The organism is Leifsonia xyli (assembly GCA_001647635.1).
GTDB classification, from domain to species: domain Bacteria; phylum Actinomycetota; class Actinomycetes; order Actinomycetales; family Microbacteriaceae; genus Leifsonia; species Leifsonia xyli_A.
Genome location: CP014761.1, coordinates 515,367 through 537,624, shown reverse-complemented (window position 1 = coordinate 537,624; position 22,258 = coordinate 515,367). Strand labels below are relative to the sequence as shown.

The 22,258-nt window shown below is 65.6% G+C and carries 24 protein-coding genes; 13 read left to right on the top strand and 11 right to left on the bottom strand.

Translation table 11 applies throughout. The features are described from left to right. Positions 1 to 101 precede the first annotated feature (101 nt). Positions 102 to 758 (top strand): hypothetical protein, encoded by a 657-nt coding sequence (locus A0130_02735; protein ANF30740.1) that lies wholly within the window; start codon positions 102 to 104, stop codon positions 756 to 758. 257 nt (positions 759 to 1,015) lie between these two features. On the opposite strand, the gene A0130_02730 is transcribed toward A0130_02735, so the two are convergent. Beyond that, positions 1,016 to 2,083: a hypothetical protein gene (locus A0130_02730; protein ID ANF30739.1), complete on the bottom strand. Its 1,068-nt coding sequence runs from the start codon at positions 2,081 to 2,083 to the stop codon at positions 1,016 to 1,018. Between the two features lie 216 nt (positions 2,084 to 2,299). On the opposite strand from A0130_02730, the gene A0130_02725 reads away from it, so the two are divergent. Next, complete coding sequence (locus A0130_02725; protein ANF30738.1) at positions 2,300 to 2,536, top strand: hypothetical protein; 237 nt, start codon at positions 2,300 to 2,302, stop codon at positions 2,534 to 2,536. Between the two features lie 118 nt (positions 2,537 to 2,654). On the opposite strand, the gene A0130_02720 is transcribed toward A0130_02725, so the two are convergent. Both A0130_02720 and A0130_02715 read right to left on the bottom strand, forming a co-directional pair. Further along, the gene (locus tag A0130_02720) at positions 2,655 to 3,449 is read right to left on the bottom strand and encodes a hypothetical protein (protein ID ANF30737.1); all 795 of its coding nucleotides are present in this window, start codon (positions 3,447 to 3,449) and stop codon (positions 2,655 to 2,657) included. Beyond that, positions 3,413 to 3,922: a hypothetical protein gene (locus A0130_02715; protein ANF30736.1), complete on the bottom strand. Its 510-nt coding sequence runs from the start codon at positions 3,920 to 3,922 to the stop codon at positions 3,413 to 3,415. The genes A0130_02720 and A0130_02715 overlap by 37 nt, the downstream gene beginning before the upstream one ends. 182 nt (positions 3,923 to 4,104) lie before the next feature. Here A0130_02715 and A0130_02710 point away from each other — a divergent pair, with 182 nt between their 5' ends. The 3 genes from A0130_02710 (at position 4,105) to A0130_02700 (ending at position 6,739) form a co-directional block, all read left to right on the top strand. Beyond that, positions 4,105 to 5,250 carry a hypothetical protein gene (locus A0130_02710; protein ID ANF30735.1) on the top strand — a complete coding sequence of 382 codons (1,146 nt, stop codon included), beginning with the start codon at positions 4,105 to 4,107 and terminating at the stop codon, positions 5,248 to 5,250. After that, positions 5,247 to 5,903, top strand: a complete 657-nt coding sequence (locus A0130_02705; protein ANF30734.1) for a DNA-binding response regulator — start codon at positions 5,247 to 5,249, stop codon at positions 5,901 to 5,903. Before A0130_02710 ends, A0130_02705 begins: the two co-directional genes overlap by 4 nt. A gap of 95 nt (positions 5,904 to 5,998) precedes the next feature. Continuing rightward, positions 5,999 to 6,739, top strand: a complete 741-nt coding sequence (locus A0130_02700) for a hypothetical protein (GenBank protein ANF30733.1) — start codon at positions 5,999 to 6,001, stop codon at positions 6,737 to 6,739. A gap of 696 nt (positions 6,740 to 7,435) precedes the next feature. On the opposite strand, the gene A0130_02695 is transcribed toward A0130_02700, so the two are convergent. Together A0130_02695 and A0130_02690 are read right to left on the bottom strand one after the other, a co-directional pair. Continuing rightward, on the bottom strand, positions 7,436 to 8,467 hold the full coding sequence (locus tag A0130_02695) for a hypothetical protein (protein ID ANF30732.1): 1,032 nt from the start codon (positions 8,465 to 8,467) through the stop codon (positions 7,436 to 7,438). 2,109 nt (positions 8,468 to 10,576) lie between these two features. Then, positions 10,577 to 10,909, bottom strand: coding sequence for a hypothetical protein (locus A0130_02690; GenBank protein ANF30731.1), 333 nt, complete (start codon positions 10,907 to 10,909; stop codon positions 10,577 to 10,579). A 1,655-nt stretch (positions 10,910 to 12,564) separates the two neighbouring features. Between A0130_02690 and A0130_02685 the strand changes: the two genes are divergently transcribed. Then, positions 12,565 to 13,221: a hypothetical protein gene (locus tag A0130_02685; GenBank protein ANF30730.1), complete on the top strand. Its 657-nt coding sequence runs from the start codon at positions 12,565 to 12,567 to the stop codon at positions 13,219 to 13,221. A 157-nt stretch (positions 13,222 to 13,378) separates the two neighbouring features. Here A0130_02685 and A0130_02680 read toward each other — a convergent pair whose 3' ends face one another. After that, complete coding sequence (locus A0130_02680) at positions 13,379 to 13,609, bottom strand: hypothetical protein (GenBank protein ANF30729.1); 231 nt, start codon at positions 13,607 to 13,609, stop codon at positions 13,379 to 13,381. A gap of 43 nt (positions 13,610 to 13,652) precedes the next feature. Continuing rightward, positions 13,653 to 14,123, bottom strand: coding sequence for a hypothetical protein (locus A0130_02675; GenBank protein ID ANF30728.1), 471 nt, complete (start codon positions 14,121 to 14,123; stop codon positions 13,653 to 13,655). A 103-nt stretch (positions 14,124 to 14,226) separates the two neighbouring features. On the opposite strand from A0130_02675, the gene A0130_02670 reads away from it, so the two are divergent. Continuing rightward, positions 14,227 to 14,601, top strand: coding sequence for a hypothetical protein (locus tag A0130_02670; protein ID ANF30727.1), 375 nt, complete (start codon positions 14,227 to 14,229; stop codon positions 14,599 to 14,601). A gap of 112 nt (positions 14,602 to 14,713) precedes the next feature. On the opposite strand, the gene A0130_02665 is transcribed toward A0130_02670, so the two are convergent. The 3 genes from A0130_02665 to A0130_02655 form a co-directional block, all read right to left on the bottom strand. Then, the gene (locus A0130_02665) at positions 14,714 to 15,229 is read right to left on the bottom strand and encodes a hypothetical protein (protein ANF30726.1); all 516 of its coding nucleotides are present in this window, start codon (positions 15,227 to 15,229) and stop codon (positions 14,714 to 14,716) included. Then, positions 15,229 to 15,831 (bottom strand): hypothetical protein, encoded by a 603-nt coding sequence (locus tag A0130_02660; protein ID ANF30725.1) that lies wholly within the window; start codon positions 15,829 to 15,831, stop codon positions 15,229 to 15,231. The genes A0130_02665 and A0130_02660 overlap by 1 nt, the downstream gene beginning before the upstream one ends. Positions 15,832 to 17,377: 1,546 nt before the next feature. Then, positions 17,378 to 17,965: a hypothetical protein gene (locus tag A0130_02655; GenBank protein ANF30724.1), complete on the bottom strand. Its 588-nt coding sequence runs from the start codon at positions 17,963 to 17,965 to the stop codon at positions 17,378 to 17,380. Positions 17,966 to 18,085: 120 nt separating this feature from the next. Between A0130_02655 and A0130_02650 the strand changes: the two genes are divergently transcribed. The 4 genes from A0130_02650 to A0130_02635 all read left to right on the top strand — a co-directional run bounded on the left by A0130_02650 (position 18,086) and on the right by A0130_02635 (position 20,131). Beyond that, a complete protein-coding gene (locus A0130_02650; GenBank protein ID ANF30723.1) occupies positions 18,086 to 18,601 on the top strand; it encodes a hypothetical protein in 516 nt (171 codons plus the stop codon). Further along, complete coding sequence (locus A0130_02645; GenBank protein ANF30722.1) at positions 18,598 to 18,948, top strand: hypothetical protein; 351 nt, start codon at positions 18,598 to 18,600, stop codon at positions 18,946 to 18,948. Before A0130_02650 ends, A0130_02645 begins: the two co-directional genes overlap by 4 nt. 411 nt (positions 18,949 to 19,359) lie before the next feature. After that, positions 19,360 to 19,833 (top strand): hypothetical protein, encoded by a 474-nt coding sequence (locus A0130_02640; protein ANF30721.1) that lies wholly within the window; start codon positions 19,360 to 19,362, stop codon positions 19,831 to 19,833. Between the two features lie 31 nt (positions 19,834 to 19,864). After that, the gene (locus A0130_02635; GenBank protein ANF30720.1) at positions 19,865 to 20,131 is read left to right on the top strand and encodes a hypothetical protein; all 267 of its coding nucleotides are present in this window, start codon (positions 19,865 to 19,867) and stop codon (positions 20,129 to 20,131) included. 250 nt (positions 20,132 to 20,381) lie between these two features. Here the strand turns inward: A0130_02635 and A0130_02630 are convergent, their stop codons facing one another. Further along, positions 20,382 to 20,576, bottom strand: a complete 195-nt coding sequence (locus A0130_02630) for a hypothetical protein (GenBank protein ANF30719.1) — start codon at positions 20,574 to 20,576, stop codon at positions 20,382 to 20,384. 615 nt (positions 20,577 to 21,191) lie between these two features. On the opposite strand from A0130_02630, the gene A0130_02625 reads away from it, so the two are divergent. Continuing rightward, on the top strand, positions 21,192 to 21,410 hold the full coding sequence (locus tag A0130_02625) for a hypothetical protein (protein ID ANF30718.1): 219 nt from the start codon (positions 21,192 to 21,194) through the stop codon (positions 21,408 to 21,410). Beyond that, the gene (locus tag A0130_02620) at positions 21,407 to 21,664 is read left to right on the top strand and encodes a hypothetical protein (protein ID ANF30717.1); all 258 of its coding nucleotides are present in this window, start codon (positions 21,407 to 21,409) and stop codon (positions 21,662 to 21,664) included. Before A0130_02625 ends, A0130_02620 begins: the two co-directional genes overlap by 4 nt. Positions 21,665 to 22,258: the final 594 nt, after the last annotated feature.

Here is a 22,258-nt window from a genome sequence, read left to right as displayed (position 1 = left end):
CGAATCCGTCCGAGAACCGCCTAGGGTGTCGTTGGTCCGCCCCCGGGCGGTTCTTGCTTTATGGGCCACATGACCTCCACTCTTGGGGGTATTGTGGCGTCGTGGACATCTCCGTCGCTGACGCCGCCGACCTGCTCGGCATCTCACGCCGCCACGCGAACGACCTCGTCACCACCGGAGTCCTCGCCAGCCGGAAGTTGTCCGGCGTGTACCTGGTGTCCTCCGACTCCGTCCACGAGTACCAGCGTCGTCGGATGCCGGCGGGTCGTCCTCTCAGCATTCCCGTCGCGTGGGCGGCCCTGTACGAGCTTTCCGGCGTGACCCCTACCTGGCTCACCTCGCGGACCCGTTCGCGTCTTCACGCCCGTCTTCGTGATGTCTCCGCTGGCGTTCTCTACCGCGCTGTCGGTTCGCGTTCGAGGACGTGGCGGGTTCATGCCGATGGCGCGGCAGTGCAGTCTGAGCTGGTGGCGTCTGGGAGGGCTGCTGCTTCAGTGATCTCGTCAGACCTCATCGAGGACCTCCGCCGGGTGGACGGTTACCTCCGTCCGAGTGTGAGGTTCGAGCAGTTGGCTCAGCGGTTCCTGCTGGTCGAAGATCCCGACGGGCCGGACGTCATTCGGGAGAACACGTCGCCTGTGCCGCTTGTGGAACCGCTTCCAGCTGCAGTCGCTGCTGACCTAGCGCTGTCGCTAGACCCTCGGGAAGCGGACGCTGGCGTGACAGCGTTGGAGGAGATGCTTCACGCGTTTCGCTGACGCGCCGCGCACATCGAAGGGCGTGACTCGGCCAACACGCATTGAATCCCGACGCCGCCTGTAGCGGCGCCTCGGCAAGTCCTCGCCGACGTGATGCGAAGTCTCCTCAAGGAACGCCAGGAAAGCCCCTCGTGAACGTCGGAGACCTGTTAAGCCAGCTAGCGCTTTCAGACCTCAGCTACACCGTCCGGGAAGGTGAGCTCGGGTATCCCGCGGGTCCTTCCTGGGCGGAAAGGGATATGCGGCGGATCGGCCAGTTAGTCGCCAGCGGCTGGGGCTTCCGGCACCGCAGCAGCGGCGACCTTCTCGCTGAGCTGCTGCAAGAGTTCTTGGGTTCCCGGGTTCTGCACCAACGGGCTTGCCCCGTACGCCCATTTGCCGGCTGCTACCTTACCTGGAGGGAAGGTCGACGCTCCGGCGGCGGCCGAGGCTGCGTCGTCATCGCTGCCGAAGCCGAAGAACTCGATGTCTACGACCTCTCGCTCCTGGCCGAATGGCGAATTCCAAGGCCAGATGTCCGCCGAGCCTGGGTTGGGGTCGACGAGCGTCATCTTGCAGTCACGCCGGCCGCGGTCCACCACGCCGCCGAGGGTTGAACCGTTTGTGTTCGGCTCGCCGGTCGCGCTGATTACGAGCTTGTCGCCGGCAGAGACGCCCAAGTTGTCGCGTGAGGACGGGATACCGAGCGAGTCGCAGAAGGCCCAGGCATCTGCCATCGAGTCCTTCGGGATTTCGCCGATGTGGTGGCTGTCGCGCTGGTCGAGCAGCTGAGCCATAAGCGGTTCGGTGCCGGCCGCTGAGGTTGTCGACATGTCGACGTTGCTACCGGCGCGGAAGCCTTCGACGTTGAGAACGAGGCCGTCCTCGAGCTGCACGGCTACCAGCGCGGCCGGCGGGTAGTCCGCCTCGGCGGAGAGCCCTTCGTATGACCCGTGGGAGTACTTCTTCGCGACTCCTCGCGGATTGGCGTCCTTCACCGCCTCGCCGCCACGGATAAGGGTCACCTCGCCGAGCGTCTCGTCTTGGCCGATGCCGCCGGTTCCGAGGCTGCGGACCTCGCATGTCACGGCGGTCACGTCCCCTGAACGGCGGATGGTCTGCGCTGTTGCCGCAGCTGCAGGCCCGGCGACGCCAAAGGTCCCACCCATTGCCGCTGTCGATGCGTTCACCCAGCCGCACAGGTCAACCCGAGAGATGTCGGTGCCGCCGCCCGACGTGTCGAGCCGGGAGGCATCTCTCGAGCACCCCGAAACGATCATGCATGCTAGGACGGCTACAGAGATGAGGAGGAGCGGGGTGCGTCGATTCATGGAGCGGCCTTCCATCTCAACTGAGCCGGCGGCATAATCCTGACACATCCTCATCCTGCGATGTGCCCCCATTCCGGGGCGAGTGTAGGGGGCGTCAGCCGATCGTGTTCCAGTGGAGCTTCCCGTCCCGCCCGAGCCCCTTCCCGCCACAGACATAGATCTTTGGCGGCGCTGAGGTGCGTGCGCTCTTCTTCTCGCGTCGATGACCTTGAGGACGAAGGTGGAACCCTGATGGCTGGCGATGACTATGATTGCTTCTGCGCCAGCGGGGACAGCGACGACCGAGTCGCCGATTCCCCTCTAGTTCACCGGGGCGAACGGGCCCCGGCGACGCTCACCCAGATGGTCGCCGCACCGACCTGGGAAGCGGCGATGCAGGTCGCGTTCGCGCCCAACGACGCAGCCGCCGCAGCGTCACAGCGTCTCCAATCCCGGCTCGGGCTTCCCGCCGACCCCTTGGCTTGCTGAAACGACCAAGGCTGCTCTCCTCGGATTTGGGGAATCTCGGAAGTTCCAAGCGCGGCCTCTGGGTCTTGTCTGCGGAACCCGCCATCTTGACCACGGGGGAGTCAGCTGACACACCAGTTCACAGAGCGAGTCGGCGCACAGCTGCATGTTCCTCGAATCCGAGTCGCCGATAGATCCCGAGCCCATCGGGAGAGGCGGTCAACACCGCCGCGATCGCGCCGCGCGTGGTTCCTTCCTCGACCGCGGCGATGGTGAGCGCCGTTCCGACCCCTTTCCCGCGGTGTGCCTCGGAGGTGATCACATGCTCGACCCCGACGACGGAGTCGGTGACGACGGCCGCTGCGCAGCCGATCGGTTCCCCGTTCAACCGAGCGAGAAGGTGGTGGACGGCTGCGGGGCGTCCGAGACCCGTATCAGCGAGGGCGGCCACGAGATCGGGATCAGTGCGGCCCGTCCAGACGCGAACCCACTCCGCGAGGGACTCCCTGTCTGCGACCAGTTGGATTCGCAGCCCCGGCACAGACCGGACAGGCGGCAACGCGTGGCCGTCGTCCAGTGAAAGCACCATCACCGGTTCCTCTTCGACGAACCGGAAGCCACGCTGCCGGAGGCGAGCTTCGACGTCGAAGCGCGGGTCGCCTGGCCAGGAATGCCAGAGCGCCGGAGCATCGCCCATCGCCCGGACGGCATCGTCGATGCGGTCGCCGGTCACCGCAAGCACCGCGTTCAGCTCTTCGTGAGGAGCGTCCGTACGGAACCATGTCAGCCCGCTGTCTTGACCAACGGTCCCTCCGCGCACGAGATGCGTCGAGGTGAACAGTTCCCGGGCCCTCCTCAGTGGCGCGCTTCGCGCGGTGTTCTGTCTCATGTCAGCGCTCATCGGGTCGTCGCGCGCCACGGCCTGAGGGGCCATGTGCGCAGAGTGGTGGTCGCGACCCTCGCCACGACCATCGCCAAGGCCATCAGAATGAAGGTAGCCGCCCATGCTGGCGCACCTGTAATTCGCGCAGACATCGAGAAATCGGCGATCTGTGCGGGGAACCAATGGTCCGCACCGTAGGCGAAAAGCATTCGTCCGCCGATGACGACTATCCACAGCAGCGCATATGACCACCCCGCACGCAGCACGGTCACACCGTCACGCACGTCCGCTCGCATGAAGAACCCTGCGGCGACTCCTAAAGCCATCCCCGCGCCAATTCCGATGGCCTCGAGCAGAACATCGTTGCCAGCAGTGGGGACGTCGGTGAGGAACAAACCACCGCACACTGCGGCGATCAGCACGGGAAGGAGAAGCCGGAGCGACGACACTTTTCGCGCGCCAAGGTTGGAGATCAAAATGAAGGCGAGAAGCCCGATGTTCAGGAGATATTGGTCGACGGTCATAGTGTCTTTCCTTGACGGTGAATAAGGCGTGCGTGCGCACCTTCGAAGCGTTCCGGGGTCGTCATGAGTCGATCGTGTCTGTGCCGGGCCCGAGGGTCCTCGGCCCAGAGTTGGATTCCGCGTGCCAAAGTTCTCCTACCTCGGGCCGATCCGGCGTATTCCGACTCTTCTAGTGTTGGAGCATGAGGCGATACCTGACCTTCTCCTTCACGCAGCTGGGTGCGGCGGTGGCAGGCGTCGTCGCCGCCGTGTGCCTGCTCTCGGAACCGCCGCAGTCCGTGCCGCGCGAGCTGTTTGTGCTCGTCGTCCTCCTATCCGCGGGGATCTGGACCCCTGCCCTGCTCCTCCCCACCTCGCTGATGCGCTGGCGCGTTGCGGGGTTCGCGCTGTACGGCCTGGCCGGCGCCGTCCTCGACCTCTGGCAACCGTGGGGCCCTGGCTTCGTCGCCGGATTCGTCGCCGTGTCCGCCATCGCGCTGAGCATGCCGCCGCGACCGGCGTTGCTCGCGTCGATCCCGGTGCTCGTTCTAGTCGCCGCGGCTGAGGCGGTCACCAGCGACCACCCCTGGAACGCGCTGCTCAACATCGTGCTGGGCCTCCTGTTCTTCTTCGCGGCCTCCTCTTTCGCGGCCCTCAAGCGCGACGCCACGGTGCGCGCCGAGCAGCTGCTGCGGCAGGAGGCGGAGACCCGCAAGGCGCGCGACGACGCGGCAGCGCTCGGCGAGCGGGCCCGCCTCGCGCGAGAACTGCACGACGTCCTCGCGCACACGCTGTCGGGCCTGAGCCTGCAGCTGGAAGCCGCCCGCCTGCTGGGCGAGCGGACGCACACGGACCCGCGCGTCCTGGAGCAACTCGCGCTGGCGCAGAAGTCGGCCCGCGACGGGGTCGCCGAGGGCAAGCGGGCCATCGCAGCGCTGCGCGGCGAGGCGCTCGCGAATCTCGCTGACCTTCCGACTCTGGTGACCTCCTTCTCCCGGGACACGGGGATCCCCGCTCGATTGCACCAATCGGGCGAGCCGGTGGCCGTGGACGGCGATATCGGTCTCGCGGTGTTCCGCACCGTCCAGGAGTCACTGAGCAATGTCCGCAAGCACGCCGCCGACAGCCGATCCGTGGCCATCGAACTGCGGTGGTCACCCGACGAGGTCGTCGTCAGTGTCCGAAACGCCGGCAGTGCCCCGTCGGAAATGCTCGCCACCGGGTTCGGCCTCTCCGGCCTGGCCGAGCGCGCCCAGGCCCTCGGAGGCGAGTTCACTGGCGGACCCACCGAGGACGGCTTCGAGACCAGCTGTTCCCTGCCCCTGTCGCGAACGGAAGTGCCCGCGTGAATGAGCTCCGCGTGCTGGTCGCCGATGACCAGAAGATCGTGCGCGACGGCGTCGCCTTGCTGCTCGGGCTCATCGAGGGCATCACCGTCGTCGGCACCGCCATCGACGGCGACGACGCCGTGCGCCAAGCTCGAACCAGCCAACCGGATCTGGTCCTGATGGACCTCAACATGCCCCACCTCGATGGCGTCGAGGCGACCGCGCAGATCCTCGCCGAGCTGCCGCACATCCGCGTCGTCGTGATGACCACCTACGACGACGACGCCTGGGTATTCCGGGCACTCCGCGCGGGCGCCCGCGGCTACCTCACCAAAGACTCGTCCGCCGAGGACATCGAACGCGCGCTCCGCTCCGTCGCGGCCGGCGACGCCCAACTCGACCCGTCGGTGCAGCGGCGGCTGCTCGACGCCCTCGCAACGCAACAGCCTGCCAGCACCCCGGCCTCCGATGCGCCTACCGCGGTGGCGCTCACCGCTCGGGAACAGGAGGTGCTGCAGCTCATCGCCGAGGGCCTCTCCAACGACGAGATCACCGCGCGGCTCCACATCAGCATGGCGACCGCGAAGACGCACATCGGGAGCCTGCTCTCCAAGACGGGCAGTCGCGACCGCGCTCAGCTGGTGATCTACGCCTTCCGTACCGGCGCGGTTTGACGCCTCACCCTCCTACCGAGGGCGGAGGTACGATCAGCCGGTAATCCGACTCCGGCACGATCCGAGGGCCTTCCCTGCGCGGATACTGTCGGCGCATGCTCACCCCAGTCAACGCCGTCGTCCGACGACCTGCGGCCACCGCGATCTCCCTCTGGATCCTCACCGTCGCCGCCACCATCGCCAGCGCAGGCCTGCTCGCGCTCGTCGCGCCGCAGCTCGACATGATGACCCAGAGGTTCATCGCCGTCCTGCTGCTCGCCGTCTTCGCTGTCGTCGTCGTCCTCGTCCGCAAGCCGCGACTCCTGCGGAATGGATCCTGCCCTCCGGCACTCCTCGTCCTGCCCCTCCTGGTCGTGCTGGCCCCGTTCGCCGGCGGACTGAAGGACGCGAGCGCCCAGGCCGTGGTCGTGCTGGTCATCGGCTACCTCGCCACGGGGGTGTACGAGGAGCTGTGGTTCCGCGGACTCGTCCTGGACGCCCTCCGCACCTGGACTCCGCTCCGTGCGGCACTGCTCTCCTCGGCCCTGTTCGGCCTCGCTCATCTGTCCAACATCGCATTCGGAGCGAACGTCGCGGTCACGGCAGCTCAGGTCGTCGGCGCAGCGTGCTACGGAGTAGGACTCGCCGGGCTCCGACTGCGCGGGCTCGCCATGTGGCCCCTCATCCTCATCCACGCCGTCACCGACATGGCACTCGCCCTCGGCAACGTCAGCGCGAGTTGGCGCTGGGGGCTGATGATCGGCGGAGACACCGTCCTGCTCGTCTTCGGACTGTTCGTGCTCGGCGCGCTCCGCGTGCGCCCTGAGCGTGTCAGAGACCCGCGTCGGCGTGCATGACGGCCTCGATCCAATCCGGTCGCGTGGGTCGGTTCTGTCAACGCATCGGCGCAGGTCGCCGTCGATGGTGCTCGCACGCACGATCCGATTGCGGTGGTCATCTCGGTCACCGCCTGTCCGAGGGTCGCGTGGGCGTCTGCCAGGTCGGCGGTATCCGGTTCGATTTTCGCCAACGAGTCCGAGTACGCGCGATATGCAGGGAGCACCTCGTCGTGCAGGTAGCGGACGGTGTCATCTGGCCGTGTTGGGGACTATAGAGCTAGCTAGCTAGCTAGCTAGCCACGGAGCTTTAGAGCTAGATAGCCAGGGGCTCTATAGCTAGCTAACTAGCCAAAGATCTGTCGTTACCGGGTCGGGCACTTGGAACTGAGCCAGCGCAAGTCGGAGACGGTGTTTGCAGAATGTCGGCAGCGCGTGCAACGATCGAGACCTAGCGGAGGCGAGCGGTCTGGCAAGGGAGCGGTTGGAGCCTGGAGGCCGCGGCTTCTGTGACAAAACAACTATCGGGGAAGCAGCGCGAGAGGCCCCGTTTTCATGCGGATTGGCATGAAGACAGCCGTATGCGGGGCGGGTTCAAGTGCCAGTTGCCGGAGTTTCACGTTTGGCAGAAATCGGGCAAGCGGAGCCTTGGATGCCGAGGCGTGCTCAACAGTGGAAGACGTCGTCCCGGGCATGTGAGATTGACTCAGGTCGGGCTTAGACAGGCCAGTTTGTCTGGGCGATGTTGCGACGCTGCGTGGATCGAGCTGTTCTTCGCACGGACCACTTCACGTCGGTTGTGAGCTTAGAGATGATTTCTCCCGTCGCGTCGGCTCGTCGAGCGACAAGGAGCCGGATCCCGACGTCGACGTCGCTGGACAGCCGCGCAAGCGCATCGGCGGGCGAGCTAGGGTTGGCGGCGACCGCCCGCCGAACGTCGGGGTCGTGGTCGCTCGCCAAGAGGTCGAGCAGGTCCTTGGCCGTTCGAGGGTCCGCGGCAAGCCGACGGCGCTCTTCGATGGCAGGGGTCATATTCTCATCGGCTAACGAGCGGACGACGGGATCAGCGTCGAGCGTGAGTGCGCCCCAGAGGCGTCCTGGCGCGCGACGGTTGATGGCGATGAGTTGGCGTACTTGATCCACGGGGTCCGTCGAAAGGTGCTCGAGAGTGGGCACGGGCGTGTGCTTGTTCAGCGCCAGGATCGCCCGGACAAGTTGATCGTCGTCGGTGCTGAGACGGGCGAGCACAGAAGTGGGAGTTCTACGATTGGCGGCGACGAACTGCCGGACGATAGCCTGGCCGTCGTTAGCGAGCATCGTTAGCGTTTCAGGTCCGACGTTTGGGTGTTTGGCGATGATGCTGCGCACCTTTTCGCTGGAGTGCTCCAAACGGGCCAATCGGTCGAGCACCTCGGCGGTTGCGTTCGGGTGTTGTGCCAGAAGCTCAAGGTCGAGCTCTGAGCTCGAGTCCATGAACGTCCACAGGACGCTAGCGGGTGTGGCGGGGTTGGCCACGACGGCGTTCTTCGCGTACGGATCCCGCGACATCGTATTCAACAGGGCGGGGTTCGCGGTTGTCCACGCGACGGCAAAGCGGACGCTCTGATCGGGGTCAGAGGAAAGGACCGTCAGGACCTCTTCACCGGCCCTGTGTACAACCGAACCCCGCACGGAGGGCGAAGGGTCATTCACGAGGGCCGCGAGGATGAACTCCGACTGGGCAATGTCGGGCGGTGAACCATGCGTCACAAGGTCGCCGCGCTCATCTTCGGGCAGCGCGGCAATGAAAACCGCTGCTGCTTCTGCCGGGGATGACGGCTTTGGCAGTGGCGAGGACTCATATGCTTCCCTTGCGCGTCTCGTCGCTTCTGTCATGCGAACCAGATCAGGGGACCAGGTCTTGTTGACGAATCTGACGGCCTCGTCGTTAGAGAGCCCTTCGAGTACCGACTCCGGTGTTGACGGGTTGCTTGCGGCGGTCCAACGCACCTGAGGATCGTCGTCAGTTGCGAGCTGGACTAGTACGTCGGAGGGAGTGTGCGGTGCTTGCGCTATCCAGACCTTCGCGGTGGGATGTGAGAGCAGGGTGTCGAGCGCGATGCGGGGAAGCCGGACGTTGGACGCAAGCGCGCCAACAATCGAGGTGAAGAACTCCTCCTCGGAATTGCCGGCCAACTTGAGCAGAACATCTACGGGCGCGGCCGGATTTGTGGCGACGGCCGCGCGGACGGAGATGTCTTCATCCCGTGCGAGTGCCGCAAGAACGAAGTCGGGTGCGGCACTATTTTGGGCTATGCCGATCCGCGCGCCGACATTCGCGGGCTTACTGAGGATCAGACTTTCGGGCATGGAGGGGTTGGCCCATAGTGCTTCGAGCTTCCATCGCCCGGGCTGCCGGGCCGTGCTCGCGAGCTCGATCAGAGTCTGCGTGGGAAGGCTTGGGTTGCGGAGTGCGAGGAGCGCAGGCTCCTCGCCCCAGATTCCGTGCGCAAGTTCATCCAGCGTCTCACCGGGGGTGTTCGGATGGGCGGCGATGGCGGTCAGGACAACCTGACGCTGTTTGTCGCGACCAGAGACGAGTGAGGCGAGAATCCGGGATGGAACCCACGACTGCTCTATGATCCTCGCTGTGGGTAACGCCAGGGACTCGGCGATTAACAACTCGACGAGTTCTCCGACGCTTGCATCCGATGCTTTGAGTAACCGGTCGACGGCAAGGCTCCACGCAGCGAGCTCTCCCCGTTCCGTTTGGGACTTGCTGAGCGCATCTATGCCGCGTCTTCGGTCCTTGATGTGCTTCTTCGCGAGCTGCGCAACGGTGGGTTCTCCGTCGCGCTTCAGCTCCCGTAGGACAGAGTCCGGAACGTCCCTGCTCGATGCGACAGCTCGCCTAACGCCGTTGACGGCGTCCCGTGACAAAACATAGAGGATTCGGTGGTCTGGGTAGCGGGCCATTTCGGCGACCCGAATCCGAAACTCGGGCTCGTGCCAGAGCGCGGACGTTTCCAGCGCATGCTTGGGCAATAGATATGGGGCTCGACGAAACACCTCATGGGCGCTCAACCGAGGGTCTGCGTACAAGCGGCCGTATGCCTGCTCACGTTCCTGTGACGACCGTCTGAAATCCGCCGCCGCGAAGCAGACATCTGAGTCCTCGTCCCACTCGAGAAGTGTCAGAACAGGCTCGGGGATCTCGCGATGCGCGTGCCCTTGGTTGAGTGCCGCCGCCCTGACCTTGGGGTCAGGTGAACCCGCCTGAACGATGAGCGGAATGCTCTTGCTTGTCGCCGCGGAGTAGCTGGTTGCCATTGTGCTAGCCGTTAGAGGTTAGGCAGCGAGCGGGAATGTCTTTCGGGCTCGTCGCTTGCTGGTCCTTCGGGACAGTCAGCACGTTGATCAGTACACCGCGCAAGGTTTCGCCGAAGTTCATTGCAGTGCTGCTCAGTGCTGGGGAGCGGCCAGTGAAAGTGTTCGTCACGTGATCCTTGGGGTGTATGGGCAATGTGGCTATTCACCTTTGCAAGTGGGCTCCTCTGTCCGAACCCCCCAAAACGGGTTCACCCACAGTCATGTCAGTGAGTGATCGGGAATAGATCACCAGAGCATTCACAAATCATTCAAGAATTCATTCAAGTAAGCATTCAAGTAAGCATTCAAGATGCTCGCAGCTCTTGCTCGTTCACATCGAACTCGATCGCGTTCCGCCCAGCAGTGCCTCTGGCACGAGCCTTCGGTCGAGTTGCCGTTCCCAAGCTGATATCGCCGCTTGGGTCGGGGAGCCGGTCCTGGATCGGCGAGGTCTAGCCGGGCTCTATCGCGGGGATGGCTAAAGCCGCCGTGTCCATGATTCCTTCCCGTTCACCGGTTGGGTCCGCGGCCTGGACACCGATGAACGTGCCACCGATCAAGTACACGGTGTCCCGTCACCGACGAGTGCGCGCTTCCGTCGATCGCGTACAGGGTCCCGTCACCGATCGCGTGGATGAGCTCCCGGACATCGTCGATGAGCTCGTCGTGGAGAACGTCCTCCAGCTCGACGATCTCCTGCCCGAGATACCAGGCGGTGACACCCGTGGAAATGCCGAGCGTCGGGGTGGTGTAAACCGCCACCCGGAAGATGCCATTCGTGCAGGTTACGAGCACGCTCCCGGGCGTCACGGAATCCAGCTCGGTCACGCCGAGTTCGGTCACTGTTCCGCGCGGCGGAATCACTGCGGTCAATGCGTCTCCTTGAGCTTCCGGAACCGCCCTGAAACCCGGCGGTGTCCTCACCCGAGAAGATGCGGCGGAAAACACCCGGTTCCTCGGCAGAAAACCGGCTGTTCACGGGTCGTTGTTCGCCCAATCCGTTCAGCCCGCCGGCCGCCGCCCCTGTGTGTTGACGAGTGCCTTCGATATGTCAGTGGTTACTTGTGCCCTTGAATGTCCTTGACTCGCCGACGTGACGTGTCGGCTCGTCAGCTCGTCGCTGCGCTCCTCGCTGGCCTGTGGCTGGCTTGTCGGCCTCTGCTTCGCTGCGGCCTCCGCTCGCGGCGCTTCGTTCGCTGGCGCTCTCTTCGCTGGCTCGCGCGCTGCGCTTCAGAGAACCATTTCGCAGGCTCATGGTTCTCTTCCGACTCCGCGCTCCTGCACGTTACGTTTCGGGACGTCTTCGGTGCGTCTCCGTCGGCTCTGGCTGTGTGCTCCAGGTTGCCTCCGTTGACGGGTGGTGGCGCTGCGCGCGGTCCTGTGGCTGAGTCTCATAGGTTGTCCCCGCTGTGTCGCCTCCCGGTGGTTCGTATCGTCTCCGGCTCGTGGTCGTATCGTGTCGTCCCGTTCCGTCCCATCCCGAGGTGGTGACTGTCTCTGCGAATGTCTCCATCGAAGCGGCGCGCAGCGCTTCGTTGATCGTCCCGCGTCGTCCCGAGTCGGAACGCAGGAATCGAATCGAGTTCGTCCCGGTCACCGTCACGTCCAAGACACCGCGACGAGGTCACACCGAAGACGTCCCGGAACGAACCGACAACCGATGCGTGGACGAGATGAAGCGTGCCGGAAACGAGACGAGCCGGAGCTGTGAGCGTAGCGAACGGAGGAGGCGCAGCCGACGACTGAGGAGGAGGCGCCAGCCGACGACGAACGTGAGCGAACGACGACGACCGAAGGGAGGAGAAGGCAGCGAGAGGAGGACGCGCCAGCGGCCTCCGGAATAGGGGCAGGGGAGGAGCGCAGCGACGACCACTGGACCGTGAGCGAAGCCGAGGAACGAGGCGCAGCGAGAGGGACACGAAGTGGCCCGGCGTGAGGAGGAGCGCCAGCGACGACGAGAGGTTCCCGAGGAGCGAGGGAACCGGCACACGGGTCGAAGAGATCCCCGTGACGAGTCGCGTGAGGAGCGCAGCGACGAGAGGTCCCGACGAAGGAGGGACCGGTGAATGATGACGTGTCGGTTTTCGGGGTGGTGCGGGTCGTTTTCGAGGTGGCTGGGTTTCGTAGACCGGGTGTCGGTTTTCGGGGTGGCTGGGTTGGGTAGGGAGAGCGTCGGTTCTGATGGAGGTTGCCTTCTTGTTTACGGGTGTGGTCGTGTTCCCGTGGGGCCTTCGGATTCCGCCGTGGTTGAGGGAGTGTCTGTCGACTCTCCCTCTTAAGAATCGGGCCGGCTAGCGCACGGACCCGCGGCTATCGCCGGGGCGGGCCGCTGTCGCGTCCCGGGGTTGGGTTTTCGACGCAACGGCTATCGCCGGGCGGAGGTGGCGTCCGACCGGTCAAGCGTCGGTGGTGGGAGGCGTGGGTGTCGCAGTATCATTCCGCCGTTTCAGTGGGGGAGGGTCGTATGCGCGTGTGTGGCGGGCGGTGACCGGATGGGCATGCCCGACAGGCAGCAGTTGCTGAGCGAGCTGGACCGGATCGCCGGTGCGAGCAGCTTCGGTGCGCTCGTCGATTCGACGCTGAACCTGCTGGACACGACGCTGGAAGCCGATCTCGTGTCCTACAACGAGATGGACTTCGACCGAGGAACGGCGAGCGTCGTGCTCCGCCCCTATCTTGAACGTCAAGCGCTGGCCGTGGACGCGGTCGCGAGATACCTCGCCGAGCATCCCGTGTTCCAGTGGTACGACCAGCACCCGGGGTGGGCGCCGGCGCGGATGAGTGACACCATCGGGTTCGACGAGCTGAGGGCCTCCCGCCTATACCGAGAGGACCTGGACCCGATCGGGGCCCGGTTCAGCACCTTCATCCCCCTGTCGCCGTTCACCGGTTCCGGCACCTGGGTCTATCTCGCAGTCAACCGCGCATCGAGTGACTTCACTGATTCCGAACTCCGCTTCGCGGTCGACGTCCAGCCGGCCCTCGTGTCTGTGTTCCGAGCGTTCAACCGGATCGCCTCGTCCGCCGTCGCTGTCACCCGCGGGAATTGCAGGTGCTTCTGGCGTTGGCGCATGGAGATACCGCGAAGGAGATCGGCAGCAGACTCAGCATCAGCGTCGGGACCGTCCACAAGCACCTGGAGAACATCTATCTGAAGCTCGGAGTCCCTGACCGTCTTAGCGCGGTCCTTCGCGCGCGGGAGGTCGGGCTTCTCCGGGAGGGGGACCTCGCCGGGGAGTTCAACTGGGACGTTCGAGTGGATTTCACGCCGCCGCAGACGTGAACTGCCCCGGCCGGGTCGGTTACCGCTTGTCAGACGTGGCGGCGCCACTCTTCGACGTAGGTGCCGTTCTGCTGCTGCTCGATGGTTTTCGCGAAGGAGCGGCGTTCCCACCAGCGGGCGATCGCCCCGTGCGCGACCGCGATGACCAGGCACGGCGCGGCGATGATGAGTGCGGTGACCGCGACCCAGAACGCACCCTGAGCTGCGAGGATGACCCCGGTGGCGACGAGGCCGATGGGGACGATGACAAAGAACCGCATACGCGAACGATAAACCCTCATGTTCCCCGGTGGGGAGCCGCCGTCAGAGGTGGGTTGCGCCGATGATCGCCTTCGCCGGCTCCGGCCAGCCGTTCCACCCGCGCAGGTACAGCCGGTAGGTTTCGCCGACGTGGAGTGACCGGGCGACGTGCTGCGCGGCCGCGTCCGGGAACCGTTCCCCGTTCCGGGTCACTTGCAGGTCTCCGCATTGCGCGGTCCCGATGTTCCAGTCGGTGCCGAGGAACCCGGACTTCGAGTACACCGGGTGATGCTGTGCGGATGTGATCGTGCAGACCGCCTGGGACTGCACGTTCCACCACACCCCGTCCACAGCGAGGAATGCCAGAACGAAGGCGACCATTGCGAACACGACTCCTGAGGCGATGAAGTAGAACTTCGCCTGGCGTCGCCGAGCCGGGGTGACCGGCCGTGCCGGAGACATCGGATGGTGTTCGGTCAACGGCCGGGACTCGAACCCGTCCTGGATCCGCTCCGCCAGCGTCCTGCGCCCCATATCCCCTCCCGGACTGATCGTAGCGGGGTCACGGTTTCGACCATCACGGGCCGTCTAGTGTTACCGTGCGGTGGTGCGGGGGAGACTGGTCGTCGGGGTGTCAGTGGTGGTGGCCGCTATCGCGGTGGTTCTTCTGGTGGTGACCGCGCAGATGTCGGCGCAGCCGGGAACATGCGCTGCCGCGGTGTCGGTGGGACCGCTGGTTACGGTGGACCCGTCCGCGTTTGTCCGCGCTCACCCGGGCACGGGAGTGACTGTCTGCGCCGGCGGTGGGTGCCGGGATGTCACCGCGGGTGGGACTGTGGAATGGGTGGCGTTCCCGGACGCGCGGATCGTCCCGCAGCAGGTTGAGGTCACCGTGGAGCTGACGGACCGTGGTGTCGCGACCCAGCGGACCCGAACCTTCCAGGTGTCCCGGGCAACGTGCGCACAACCGGCAGTGGCGGTGGATGTCACCGCCGACGGGGACCTCCGGTGACGCCCCGATGTTCAGTAAAACGGTGCTTAGCCGTCTAAGACGCGGTTTATTGATAGTCGGCGTCACGGTTACGGTAGGCCCGGTGACCGCTGCTCGGACCATGTCCCGCCGATCAGTGTTTGACTGACAGGCCCAGCTTCGCGCAGACGCTGTCATCACCGGGGACGACTGCGGCTGTCCCGTCGTGCATGACGCAGACGGCGAGTTCTGGTGGGACAGGGTGGGAGAAGCTCCGGTCGTAGGCGTCATGCGGGGCGGTCCCGTTCGGGGTCTGAGCGTCGAGGATGTTCTGGGCCCACAGGTCGGAGCAGAGTGCGCGGGCGTCCTCGACGGATGCGGGTCCGTTTCCGCTCTCGTCTGCGACGGCAGCGTGCGTGCCGGGGAAGTTGCCGAATGGGTCCAGCTCTGCCCGCGCGAAGCAGGCCACGTTGCTCTTGTCGGTGACGTTGGCGTACTGGGCGAAGGCGAGCCCGCCGGCGGTAAGTGCCACGGCAGCTGCGGCGGTAGGGATGAGGATCCATGCTCGGCGGATGTTCCGCAGCCGCCGGTTCGCTGCAGTGTTCTTCTCCGCGACGGTGACGAGCGCTTCCCGGATGGCGGCGCGCCGTTCCTGCTGTGTTGCGGGCATCAGATTCCTCCTTCTTCGACAGTTCGAGCTGGGGTGTCCCCGGCTGGTTCGCTGAGCAGCTGCGCCAACCTGGCCTTTGCCCGACTGAGTCGGGACTTCACTGTCCCCAAAGGCACATGGAGCACGCTGCTTACCTCGGCGAGGGGGATTTCCTCGAGGACGCAGAGTGTCAGCACCTGCTGGTCGTGTGCGCTGAGCCGGGTGAACGCGTATTGGACACGTTCTGACTGTGCCTGACCGTCCAGGCGTGTGAGCACCTGGTCGCTGGGGTCTGGGATGTGCTCGGCTGGTGGGACGGCAGCAAGGTAGCGGCGGTACCGGCGTTCCGCGCGAGTGTGGTTCCGGACGACGTATCCTGCGGTGACGAGCAGCCACCCGATCACTGAGTCGCCGACGACGCGGACGGCGGAGCGTTTCCGCCATGCTTCGAGGAACACCAGTGCGGTCAGGTCGTCGGCGGCGTCGATAGAGTCTGTCGCGCGACGGCAGAAGCCGAACACTCGGTTGACGTGCCGGTCGTAGACGACACCGAACGCGGCTCCGTCGCCAGCGCGGACACGGGACCAGAGTTCCGCGTCGGTGAGACCGTCCATGCTCTCCATGCTGATGTAATGTCCGACCGCTTGAGAAGGTTCCATTCCGGGGTGGTGGCGCCCGTCCCCCGATTGCCGGGCGACCACCTGGGGTGGTGCTAGGAGCAGCTGTACTGGTCGGATTGTTTCCCGCCGCGCGGTGTAGGTTCCGTTGACATGACGGTTCCAGGCCCCAGCGGCCCCAGGTCGCAGACAGAACGGAACAAAGCGGCCACCCCGCGATCATCTACGGCATCGCGGCAGTCCTCCTCCTCGTACCCGTCGCTTCCGCCTACGGAGAATGGCAGCACCTGCTCCGATACGGGTGGCCCGGACCCTACGACTCCGGCATCGCCGAGGCCAACGCCGGTGAAACCGAGTTCAAGATCGGGCTCTGGGTCATCCCGTCCGTGCTGATCCTGTTCGGCGCGGCGGTCGGGGCTGGGTTCGCCGCCCGCTCAGCAGGTCAACGAGTGTGGCTGGTCGTCCTCGTCGGACTGGTCGTCACGACCCTCATCCTTCTAGGTGTCGCGGTGCTACTCACACCACCGCTGGCATCTTCGAGCAGCTGACGGCGAAACTCGGCACCGCCGGAGGGACGGTGGCGGTGCCGAGCTCTCCCCCATCCGGACCGGTCAGAGCAGCCCGCCCCGAGCGGGCACTTGTACCGATCGGGCTTGCACGGCGTCGGCGGTTGCCCAGGAGCGACGAGGGCCTCCGGCTGCCCGACGACGTCCTTGATCTTCGCGATCCGGATCGTGGGGTCGCCTTTGACCTTCGCTTCGGCGGTAGCCGGCGCGGTGACGGTGAGAGTGAGCGCTGCGAGGACGGCGAGGGTCGCCGCGGCAGCGCGGGGTTTCGTGCTCATCACTATCTCCGTTCCGGGAGTGGGCTGGTTGCAGCTGCAGCGTGGGCGCCCGCCATCACCGGCAGGGCGACGGTCGGGAAGGCAATCCTCGACCAGTCCGTGACGATGCAGTCGATGTCGTCCCGCGGGTGCTCGTCGTTCACGGTGACCACCTCCACCGCTGATGCTCGCGCTCTCCGACAGGCGGGCGGTATGGGTAGAACTGCGTAGGCAGAGCCGGGTGGGCAGATATGCCAATGGTGGCTGGATAAGGAAAACGCGAGCATCACGGGTGATGGGAGGTGATCACCATGCTGCTTGCAGTCACAGCGACAGTTGTCGCCGCGTGCTTCTGCCTCACCCCGGCCCCTCTGCCGGAACAGATTCCGGTGACGCCCGACGCGTTCGAGATTCCGGTCCACGCCGCGGTGCCCGCCGATGCGGTACCGGAACGGTGCCTGGCATCAGCTAGGGCCTGGTCGCGTCTGGCCGCCGTGTGTCCACGAATGCCGGTCCAGCCGGTTACGCACGCCGGCCCTCGACTGTTCATGCTCGGACGAGTTCGCTGACCGCTGCCGTCGGCCGTCTAATTACGGGATGATGCCGAGACGGCGGCCGGCGGCGACAGCGAGGACCCGGTCGGTGACGCCGAGCTTCCGATAGAGGTGTTCGACGTGCTTGTGGATGGTGCCTTCGGAGATCCAAGCCGGAACCCGATAGCGCGGGCGGTCATGCCGTGACCGATGAGGGCGAGTACTTGCGCCTCCGCGGGGTGAGCGGCGACTCCTCGGGCAGATGATCGGTGACGCCCCAGGTCTGCTCGATGAGCACGAGTATTCGTTGGAGGTGTGTGGCAAGTTCGAGCTCGTTGTCGGTGAAGTCATGACTGGTGCGGTTGAACGTCCAGGTGGCGGCAGCCGTCCTCGCCGGCCGGTGAGACAACACGGTGAGCTGGTACTCCGCGCCGACCGGGTGCAGCAGCTCGTGGTACGCGTCCGTGCGATGAAGGTCGGTTAGGCTCACCAGGTCGCTGAGCCGACGTGGCTCCATGCCTTCAAGGTTGATCATGTAGCTCACGACCATCGGATGGTCCTGCACTCGGGCGAGCGCGGCTGCCGTCGCAGCGTCTGGGCCGAACACTTCCGGCGGGGTGCCGACCATCTCGACCTCTCCGGTGACCGCGTCGAAGCGATTCCAGCCGACGGACTCGCCAGGAAAGGTGTGAGAAAGTGCGTCGAGGGCCGCAGAGAGGTAATCGGCGCGGGTGACGCCCGGTTGTGCGTACAGCGTGAGGGTGGCCGTCGGGTCTACGCTCATGCGGGAACCTCCCCAGGTGCGTGACGGCGACTAGGTTACCGCGGTGTCCGCCTTCTTCGGAACGCATGATCTGAGCGAGCTGATACCGCGCGGCCGCATACGATCGGTTGAGGAGGGTACATGCCACGCAAGACGCTCGCGGACCGGTTGCAGGCCGGGTTGGAGATGGTCCCGCTGGACAAGCGGACGCCGGAGCAGTTCGCGAACTCACTGGATGCCCGACAAGGGTTCGGACCGAATACGAAACCGTGGGTGCGACGGCTCAGCTTCATTACGAGCATCACCGCAATCACCGTGGTCGGTCTCACTTTCGTCGGCCTCGGTGTGGAGGCTGTCGCATCGAACATCTGGTGGCAGACCAAAACAGACATGGTCTGCGTCGTCGACGGGAACACCCACCACGACACCTACGGGAAGTCTGGGTACCTCGGCACCGTCTACGACATCGACACCACCACCTGCGGGCAGCTGCAAGTCACCGGAGGCGGCGGCGGGCTCGACGAACAGGAAGCAGAAACGCTCGGGCGGTCACTCCACGTCGGTACCCCTTACGAGATGGACGTCCGCGGGTGGCTCGGATGGCCGGACGAGCCACGGGCGATCGTCTCGGCTCACCCCGAAGGAGCGACCCAGTGAACGCCCTCGCCTCCCCGATCGCGACGCTCGCCTCGACCGGCTGGGTGCTGATCGTGGCAACCGCCGTGATCCTCTTCCGTCGACGGATCGTCACCGTGCTGGTGCGCTTTGCCGCACCGAAGGATGACACGGTCGCGCAGCGACGTGATCTGTCGATCGGCGTCGTCTTGCTCGCAGTGTTCGGCTACGTCCTGGCGGGCACTGTCGGTGCGATGACACTCCTGCCGGCTTGGGCGCGGGCGTTGCCGCTCGCTGTCGGGCTGCCCGCGTGCGCACTGCTCGCGATCCTCTACTGGGTCCGGTTCTCCAACGCAGGACTATCAGTCCTCGGGTGGCTGCGGCGATGACGCATGTGCAGGATCCGGCTCGACGGTATCCGCGCGCCGGGCGCAGTCACAGGTGTCGGAGCGATGACCCAGCTGCTGCTGCGAGCGTCGTGCGCGACAGCGCCGCCCCAAGGGCAAGAATGCCACGACACGGTGGCATACGGCCCGATTCCGGACGCGGTCTGGCTTTCAGTCCTCGCCACGATTGCTGTCGTGGTGGTCGTTATCGTGCTCGTGGCGAGGACGCAACGTCGCCGATAGGAAGGGACGGCGTCCGCTAGGGTTGCCCGCGTGAAGCTCGCAAGGTCAGCGGTCGTCGGTCTCATCGCGCTTTCCCTCGCTGGCTGCACCGCGGCGGCAACGAGCGCGCCGACCCAATCCGCGGTGGCCCACGGCCCGAGCTCTCCGACGGGGTCGGCAACGCCCGCCGTCGTGGACGGGCTACCCACGAGCTGCAAGGCGTTCTTCTCCGGACTCACCACGTTCGTGTCACCGGACGGGTCGCTCGTCCTCAACCCGCCCTGGAAGTCCGGGTCGCGGGCACCTCGGGCGGATGCGAGCGGCTACGGCAGCTACGACTCGACACTCGCCCCGATGCTGTCCCAGGACCCCGGCATCATCTGCGACTGGGCGCCGGCGAACGGCCCGACCGACACGTTCTTGACCACCCAGTTCCGCCACGTCGACGCGGCAACCGCGCAAGCGGCGATCACCCGCATGGAACAGCTCAACTGGGGATGCAGCGCGATCTACGACGGCGAGTGGTGCTTGACGAACGACTCCCACACGGGCCGGTCGATCGGCGAATCGCAGTACCTCGGTCACGGCGACTGGATCGCGTCCAACTGGAACAACGCCGGCCCGGAAACGTACACGCCGAGGCTACTGCAGTCGCTGTTCGGGTGAACCGGGGAGGGCCGCGGGTAAAGTGCGAGCCGTGACCGACCCGAAAACGCACGCCCTCCATGCGGCCGCGTGGGCCGGCGCCGGCATGCTGGGCGCGCAGACGGCTGCAAGAGACAGCGGAGGCCGGCTCACAAGCATTCTGCTCACCGTGCTTCTGGTCGCGCTGGCCGTCGGCGTTATCGCAGCGCTCGTCGGCCGGGCCCGCGGCAGCGCCTGGAAGAGCCGCCGCGTGCAAGGCTTCGTCATCGGGGTGTGCATCGCCGCCATCATCGCCGGGACGCTGCTCATCTTCCTGTAACGACCACCGTCCTGTCCCCCGGGAGTACAGTCGCGTCTCGTGACCGACCCGAAGACGCGCCGCGCCGACCTCAAGCTCTGGTTCGTGTTGGGGGTGCTGCTGTGGCTTGGTGGCGCGCTGCTGCTGGCCTTCGGTCCCGAGGTGGCTTGGCGGCTTGCCGGTGCGGTCCCGTTCGCCGCAGGCATCGGGCTCTGTCTATGGGCAGGCTTCCGAGACAAACGCCGTCCATGACAGGCGCGGGAACCGCCTCTTATCCGCCCGCGTCGTCTGTCTTTTCCCCGCTTGGCTGCTTTCGCCGTCGGCGGCGCTCGAGCAGAACCCCGGCCGTCGTCAGGCCGCAGACCACAATGGCGAGGACGAGCATGAAGACGTGGAGGCCGTCCGAGGGGTCCGCGACGACAAGGAACGCGTAACAGACAGCGAACAGGCCCCAGAAGCAGGCCACACCGATCTGCCAGCCGACATAGTGCTCACGAAGCCACCCGAGAAATCCACGCGGTGACTGGGGCTCTGCCATGAAGGCATGCTACGCCCGCCCCCAGGCGCGCAGCTCGGGAGTACAGTCCGACCCGTGACCGGTGCGCCGACGAAGAAGCCGTGGTGGGCGCGAGCCCGCGGCGGGCGCGGACGCTGGTACACGCTGCTCATGGCGCTGTTCCTGACCATCTCTGCGGGCAGCGGGCTGTTGACCTCGCTGAGACACGGCAATTGGTGGTTCGCTGCCATCAGCGTCGTCGGGGCGATTCTCGCCATCTGGTTGTGGGCTGTCGCGCTCTGGGAGCAGCGGCACCGTGAGGACGGGGACGCATCGTGACCCGACGCAACGCCCCGAGGCCCTCCTTCATCATCTGGGCAAGTGCCGGTGGTGTGGTCGCTCTCAACATCGCCGTCTACGCCAGCATCCAAGCGGCGGAACGGCACAGCACGGCGCTCTGGACTGCCTGTTTAATCCTCATCGCCTCAGCGCTCCTGACGTTCGCCGGCACAACGCTCGGATGGCGGCGACGAGATCGTGGCCGTGCCTTAGACGGCCGGCCGCCTCAAATCGGGGACCGCGACGATGGCTAACGGTAGACGGCCGTGGTGGCTGGCGTGGTCGAACCCACAGATAGCGTGGTTCTACGCAGCCCTGTCCACGCTGCTGCTGCTGTTCTTCACGATCGTGTGGCTCCCCGGGAAGAACTGGTTTGTGGCTAGCGTGTATGTCGTGCTCATCGTGCTCACCGCCTACTCGTGGTGGGCGGTCTGGTACCTGGCCCGCCGTTGGAACCGCTCATGATCAAGCCACGGGACCCACGGTGGAGCATTCGTATCCTTCTCGGGCTCATTTGGGCGTGCGGGGCTCTCATCGTGGTGACCGGCATCCTCGGCTGGATCAGAATCTCCGGGACTCACCAGTGGGCTCCCGCCATCATCACGACCGTCTTCGCCCTCATCGTCTTGGGAAGCGCCGTTCAGCTGACGGCTCTGTGGCGCCGGCGTCGACGCGAGTTGCAGAACGAATCGAATGCGAGTTCTGACGATGACGAATAGCAGCGAACCGCAACCGGCATGGATCCGCCCGACCATGTGGGTGTCCGTCGGCGTCATCGTGGTCGGGCTTATCGGGCTCGCCGTGATCGGGGCGTTGCACGCGGGTCTATGGCTCGCCCTCGTGTCGGTTGCGATCATGCTCGCGGGCTTCGTCCTACTCGGTATCAGCGGGCGAGCCAACATCCGCACCGGCGGCCGTCGTGCGGGCGAGCGCCGGACGGGAAACCATCCGCGATCAACAAGTGGATTCCGTACGTGGTCTCCGCCGGGTTCCTTCTCAGCGGAATCGTTCTCCTCGTCCTCGGCGTCATCGGCGCCTCCACGCGCGGCGTACTCACCGGGCTGTTCTTCATCGCCCTCGCAGTCGGTGGGTACTTCCTCCTCCGCAAGGCCACCGACGACAGGCAATCCCGATGAGCGGTCCAGCCCGTCGCGATGGCGGGCGTCGCGGCAACCAGGAGTTCCAGGTCTTCGCAGCCCGACTCACCGTGTTCTTCGCGGTAATCGCGGCCGGGCTGGGGGTGCTGCTCGCGTTCACGGACCCAAAGGGGCCGTTCGTGGGATTGGCGATCGCGGCCGTCTTCGTGGTGGTCG